Here is a 5,180-nt window from a genome sequence, read left to right on the forward strand (position 1 = left end):
TTTAGGACTGTTAAAGAGAGAACAAAGCGTTTCTGGAATAACTTCAGGGCTAGAGACTGGAGGAGGGTTCACTAGGTTTGTTTTTCTGTTTTCATTCTGGTATAATTTTGTTAGAATTCATTCTCGGTTTGGTGGACCGCCTGGTGATGTGACTGAATGGCTTCAGGAGGTGATACCCCAGTTATCCTGACAGTATCTTAGTGGGCGTGTTTATAGTAACCTTTATTAGGGTTTTTGCTGAATTCTTTCAGGTGGTTGTCGTGATCCCCAGATGGGATCACAGACTCAAAGACCCTGAAAGCGTGGCATTCGCAATTCTTGACGTTTTAGCAGACTTCGAATCAGAAGGAAAGCTGAAGAACCTGCCAAAATCCAAAAATTTCCAGTAAAACAATACTGGCAATACTCCTCTTTAAACAATACTACAACCTACCCCTCAGAGACGCCCAGCACTACGGCAGAAAATTCTTCAGCAAACATTCACTACTCAACCCTCCACAACTGGGAGAAAAAGCTGAACCTCGAAGAACTGACAAACCACCTCCTGAAAAAACTCCAGAAATTACCCTACGCCAGCACTCAAGCAGACTCAACCATTATTACAATAAAAAAGGGTAGGATAGAAGTTCAGGCAATAACGAGAATCCTGCCGGGTTTACTGTATCCGGTTGCTGTGAAGATCACAACTTCTGAGAACGAGCTGATTGAACTCCGTGCCGGGGGGTTCTGGGAATTTTTATGCTGATGGGGCTTATGATTCAAAGAAAGTTCTGAACACTGTGGTGGAAAAAGGATTATCGGCCGATTGTTAAGAAAAACTAAGAACGCTCCAGGTGGTTTTGGTAGTAAGAAGAGAGACAGAGTGTTTTCTGAAGAAGAGTACAGGCATAGGAATCCTCATGAGGGGGTTCTGGGGTGCGTTTTACAACGTGGTTTGGCAGTAGGATCCCCTGTTTTCTGAAAAAGACTACTGTAACCCGAATCCTGCTTGGGGTAATGTGTTATGGTCTGAAAATCCTCCTCAGAGTCAAATACTGTTTAAATAACAGGGGGTGAAACTAAACACGCCCTGAAGGGGAAATAGTAAACATAGTTCCGGCAGGAACTCCTGAAAGTGTGAGGTACATTAAGAAAAAGATGAACGGTCAAAAGCTTAAGAAAGTTGAAATAGAATCTATTGTGAAAGACATTGTCGACAGGAAGCTCAGGGACATAGAGATAAGTTCTTTTGTGACTGCGCTCGAGATAAATGGGCTTGATATGGACGAGATTGCCTGGTTCACAGTAGCAATGGCAGAGACTGGAGACATGCTGGATATAGATAGAAAACCAATTATGGACGTCCACAGCATAGGTGGGGTTCCTGGAAACAAAACAAACGTGCTTGTGGTTCCAATTGTTGCTGCAGCCGGATTGACAATTCCAAAAACCTCATCAAGGGCGATAACAAGCGCCGCTGGAACCGCTGACGTGGTAGAAGTCCTCGCTCCAGTGACTTTCTCATTGGATGAAATAAAGAGGATTGTGGAAAAGATAGGTGCCTGTTTAGTGTGGGGCGGAGCCCTTAACTTAGCCCCCGCTGACGACCTAACGATTAAAGCCGAAAGGGCCCTAAGCATTGACCCAAGGGGGCTTATGCTTGCGAGCATAATGTCAAAGAAGTACGCCATGGGTTCCCAATACGTTCTCATAGACATACCAACGGGAGAGGGGGTAAAGGTCGAGACCATAGAAGAAGCGAGGTCTCTTGCAAAAGACTTCATAGAGCTTGGAAAGAGGCTTGGGCAATACGTGGAAGCGGCAATTACTTATGGTGGTCAGCCTATAGGACATACCGTTGGCCCTGCACTTGAGGCCAAAGAGGCCCTAGAGACCTTAATGACAGGTAAAGGTCCGGGAAGCCTGGTGGAGAAGGCCACAGGCTTGGCAGGAATTCTGCTTGAGATGGGTGGAGTGGCACCGGCAGGGATGGGTAAAAAGATGGCAAAAGAAATCCTCGAAAGCGGAAAAGCATACGAAAAGCTGAAGGAGATAATAGCCGAACAGGGCGGAGATCCAAATATAAAGCCCGAGGACATTCCAATAGGTGACAAAACCTACACCTTCGTAGCTCAAACCTCTGGATACGTAACAAAGATCGACAACAAAGCGATAACGACAATAGCAAGGGCTGCTGGGGCACCGGAAGACAAAGGGGCCGGAATTTTGTTCCACGTTAAAGTTGGAGAAAAAGTTAAGGAAGGGGACCCACTCTTTACAATACACGCAGAGAGCGAAGTTAGGCTTGACCAGGCAATAATTCAGGCAAGGAGAATGGAGCCAATAAGAATAGAGGGTATGGTGCTCCAGAGAATTGGAAATATCTAACGTCTTCCGTGCTTTTCGTACCATCCCCATTCTTTTTTGCTTCCAAAACTTCTTACACCTTCTTTCACGAGCTTTATTCTGAGTTCTTTGGCCAGCTCGGGGGTTATCTCGCCATGCTCTTCCATCCAGTTAATAATTTCCAAAGCTTCCTCATCGGTCTCGCATCTCCTTATAAAGTCAATAACTGTCGGGTTGTACCCGGAAAAATCCATCAATTCTTCCTCTTCTTCCTCTTCCACTCTATAGCCTTCGATAACAAGGCCGGGTTCTTCTTCAAGTTCCTTAGCTAGGTGAGGGTATTTCTCCTTAAATTCTTCCTTATCATACTCCTGCCATGGAAATTCATCAATGGGACGTTTTTTCTTTTTATCCACCATCTTGGGCACCTCTTTCAGATTTTTGTTCCAATAGTTGCTTTATATACTTTGTTGCCTTGCCCTTGCAAAGCCCTTATATATTCTCTTGCAGAGTTCTAAACATGAAGGGCTCCTATCTTCTTGTAATCTATCTGGAAAGAGATGCAAACATAAGAACAAAAGCCCGGGAGTTTCGTTTGAAAAAAGGATACTACATTTACGTTGGCTCTGCAATGAACTCCCTTGAAAAAAGAGTTGCAAGACATTTCAAAAAGAAAAAACGTCTTCACTGGCATATTGATTTTCTTCTTCAAAAAGCACGGCTTTTGAGTGCTTATCTAATACCCAGCTTTTAAAGGGATTGAAGGCTTTGGGGCAAGTGATGTTGGGGTAAAAACGAATTTATATTACTCTGCAATTCCTCCGGATGGAACAATATGTAACATCTTAAACTCAAGAGGCCCCAGGTGGAAAAGAGTTAAAAGTTACGAAGATATTATGAACTGGAGGGAAGAGAATGCTGAGAATGGGGAAGGTTGAATCATACATTCATGAGAAGCTCGAGAAAGAAAAACTTCACTTTGTTCTCCTAGACCCGGATGATGTTTCTCCTGAAACTGCCGGGAAACTTGCCAAAATGAGTGAGGAACTCGGTGTGGACGCAATAATGGTAGGTGGCTCCACAGGAGCAGAGGGAGAAATTCTTGATGAGGTCGTTAAGTCAATAAAAGAGAGCTCCAGCTTACCTGTGATACTTTTCCCTGGTTCTCATGGGGGGATAAGCAAATATGCAGATGCAATATTCTTTATGAGCCTCCTCAATTCGCGGAATCCCTTTTTCATTACTGGTGCCCAGGCGCTTGGAGCTTTTACAGTAAAGCGCTACGGGATTGAGCCCATACCAATGGCTTATCTCATAATAGAGCCTGGTGAAACTGTTGGGTGGGTTAGTGATGCCAAGCCAATTCCAAGGCACAAGCCAAAGATAGCCGCCGCTTACGCCCTAGCTGGCCAGTATATGGGGATGAGGCTCGTTTACCTTGAGGCGGGAAGCGGTGCTCCGGAGCATGTTCCGAATGAGATGATAAAAACCGTAAAGAGCGTTATAGACATACCTCTCATAGTAGGTGGAGGCATAAGGAGCTATGAGGATGCGAAGGAAGTCGCCCAGAGCGGTGCGGATATAATAGTTACCGGGACAGCGATAGAAAAGGCAGGCTCTCTGGAAGAGGCCAGAAAAAGGCTTGAGAGCATTATAAGGGGAGTTAAAGAAGTTAAGCCCTAGAATTAAAAGGGCTCGCCCTTCTTGCTTCACTTTTTTGAGGTTCCTAAAAGGTCATTAACTAACTCTGAGAGACCTTTCCAAAATCCCTCAAGAAACCATAGGATAAACACTATGACTTTTTCTTTCTCAAGCCTCGCCCTGAAGGGCGAGGTACAGCCAACCATAAACAAGCCCTTTAGCAGGAAAGCAAAAACACTTTTAAACTCAAAGATGTAAAATTAATAATGAGGGACAATGAAAAGGACAGTAACACTCAAACTCCAGCCCTCAAAGGAGCAAGAAAAAACTCTTCTTGAGCTAGCCCAAGCTACTGCAGTAATCTGGAATAAAATCAATTACGAGCGGTTAAAACAGTTCAAAGAATTCGGGAAAATAGACTTTGGAACAACGGAAAAGGAAGCCTATTACACGTTCAAGGGCTGGGTTGGTGGTTCAACAGTACAACAATTGGCAAGGAAGAATGCTGAAGCGTGGCGTAGCTTCTTCTCTCTACTTAAGAAGAAAAAGTCTGGAGAGCTACCAGAATGGTTCAAACCACGATCACCAAAATTCGTCAAGGAGGAGAATGGAAGAAAACTCTTCGTAATCCCACTCAGGAACGACCAGTATAAAATTGAAAACAACACTATCGAGCTGAGAAGGCTCGGAAAGTTTGGAAGGCTAAAAATTCAATTCAAGGGGAGAATTCACTTGAAGGGCAAGCAGGGAAGGATGGAAATAATCTACGACTCTGTAAAGCGGAAATGGCATGCTCACGTTAGTTACACTGTTGAGGAAAAACTAACTAACGGAGAATGGGTTAAAGTTCCAAGAGAGCCACAGAGCAACCTGACGGCAGGAATAGACCTCGGAGTAAATAATTTAATTGCCATTTACATTGAGAATGGTGAAGCTTTTCTCGTGAACGGGAGACCTCTCAAAAGCATTGCCTTTTACTGGCAAAAAGAATAGCGGAATACCAGTCAAAACTCAACAAGTCGGGATACAAGGCAAGCAGGAAACTCAAGAGAATGCATCAGAAAACCAAACTACAGGCGAGGCACTACATTAACACTGCAGTCAGGCAGACTGTTGAAAGGCTTTACGAGATAGGCGTTAGTAAAATTGTAATTGGCTATCCAAAGGATATAGCGAGGAACTCTGATAAAGGTAAAAAGCAAAACTTCATACTC

At 44.1% G+C, this 5,180-nt stretch carries 4 protein-coding genes and 4 pseudogenes; 7 read left to right on the top strand and 1 reads right to left on the bottom strand.

What is annotated here, in order from left to right; all coding sequences use genetic code 11:
- From THEPK_RS13235 to THEPK_RS10860, 4 genes and pseudogenes are all read left to right on the top strand, one after another.
- Positions 1–190: pseudogene (locus tag THEPK_RS13235) on the top strand (IS6 family transposase); the annotation flags it as partial.
- A gap of 16 nt (positions 191–206) precedes the next feature.
- Positions 207–389 carry a hypothetical protein gene (locus tag THEPK_RS10855; protein WP_156882190.1) on the top strand — a complete coding sequence of 61 codons (183 nt, stop codon included), beginning with the start codon at positions 207–209 and terminating at the stop codon, positions 387–389.
- Positions 390–915: 526 nt separating this feature from the next.
- Entirely contained in the window at positions 916–1,056 is a 141-nt protein-coding gene (locus tag THEPK_RS13240) for a hypothetical protein (RefSeq protein WP_156882100.1), read from the top strand.
- Between the two features lie 15 nt (positions 1,057–1,071).
- Positions 1,072–2,367 (top strand): annotated as a pseudogene (locus THEPK_RS10860) (AMP phosphorylase); the annotation flags it as partial.
- On the opposite strand, the gene THEPK_RS10865 reads toward THEPK_RS10860, so the two are convergent.
- Positions 2,364–2,744, bottom strand: a complete 381-nt coding sequence (locus THEPK_RS10865; protein ID WP_042701830.1) for a DUF2095 family protein — start codon at positions 2,742–2,744, stop codon at positions 2,364–2,366. The pseudogene THEPK_RS10860 and the gene THEPK_RS10865 overlap by 4 nt on opposite strands.
- 101 nt (positions 2,745–2,845) lie before the next feature.
- Between THEPK_RS10865 and THEPK_RS10870 the strand changes: the two are divergent.
- The 3 genes and pseudogenes from THEPK_RS10870 to THEPK_RS10880 form a co-directional block, all read left to right on the top strand.
- Positions 2,846–3,263: pseudogene (locus THEPK_RS10870) on the top strand (GIY-YIG nuclease family protein).
- On the top strand, positions 3,241–4,008 hold the full coding sequence (locus THEPK_RS10875; RefSeq protein WP_042701834.1) for a geranylgeranylglyceryl/heptaprenylglyceryl phosphate synthase: 768 nt from the start codon (positions 3,241–3,243) through the stop codon (positions 4,006–4,008). Before THEPK_RS10870 ends, THEPK_RS10875 begins: the two are co-directional and overlap by 23 nt.
- 234 nt (positions 4,009–4,242) lie before the next feature.
- Positions 4,243–5,180, top strand: a pseudogene (locus tag THEPK_RS10880) (RNA-guided endonuclease InsQ/TnpB family protein); the annotation flags it as partial.

This window comes from Thermococcus sp. PK (assembly GCF_000430485.1).
Taxonomy (GTDB): Archaea; Methanobacteriota_B; Thermococci; order Thermococcales; family Thermococcaceae; genus Thermococcus_A; species Thermococcus_A bergensis.

What these genes read in the sequence shown, in the direction of transcription:
- THEPK_RS10865 (WP_042701830.1), bottom strand. Translation starts at nt 2,744, where the DNA reads ATGGTGGATAAAAAGAAAAAACGTCCCATTGATGAATTTCCATGGCAG.
- THEPK_RS10875 (WP_042701834.1), top strand. Translation starts at nt 3,241, where the DNA reads ATGCTGAGAATGGGGAAGGTTGAATCATACATTCATGAGAAGCTCGAG.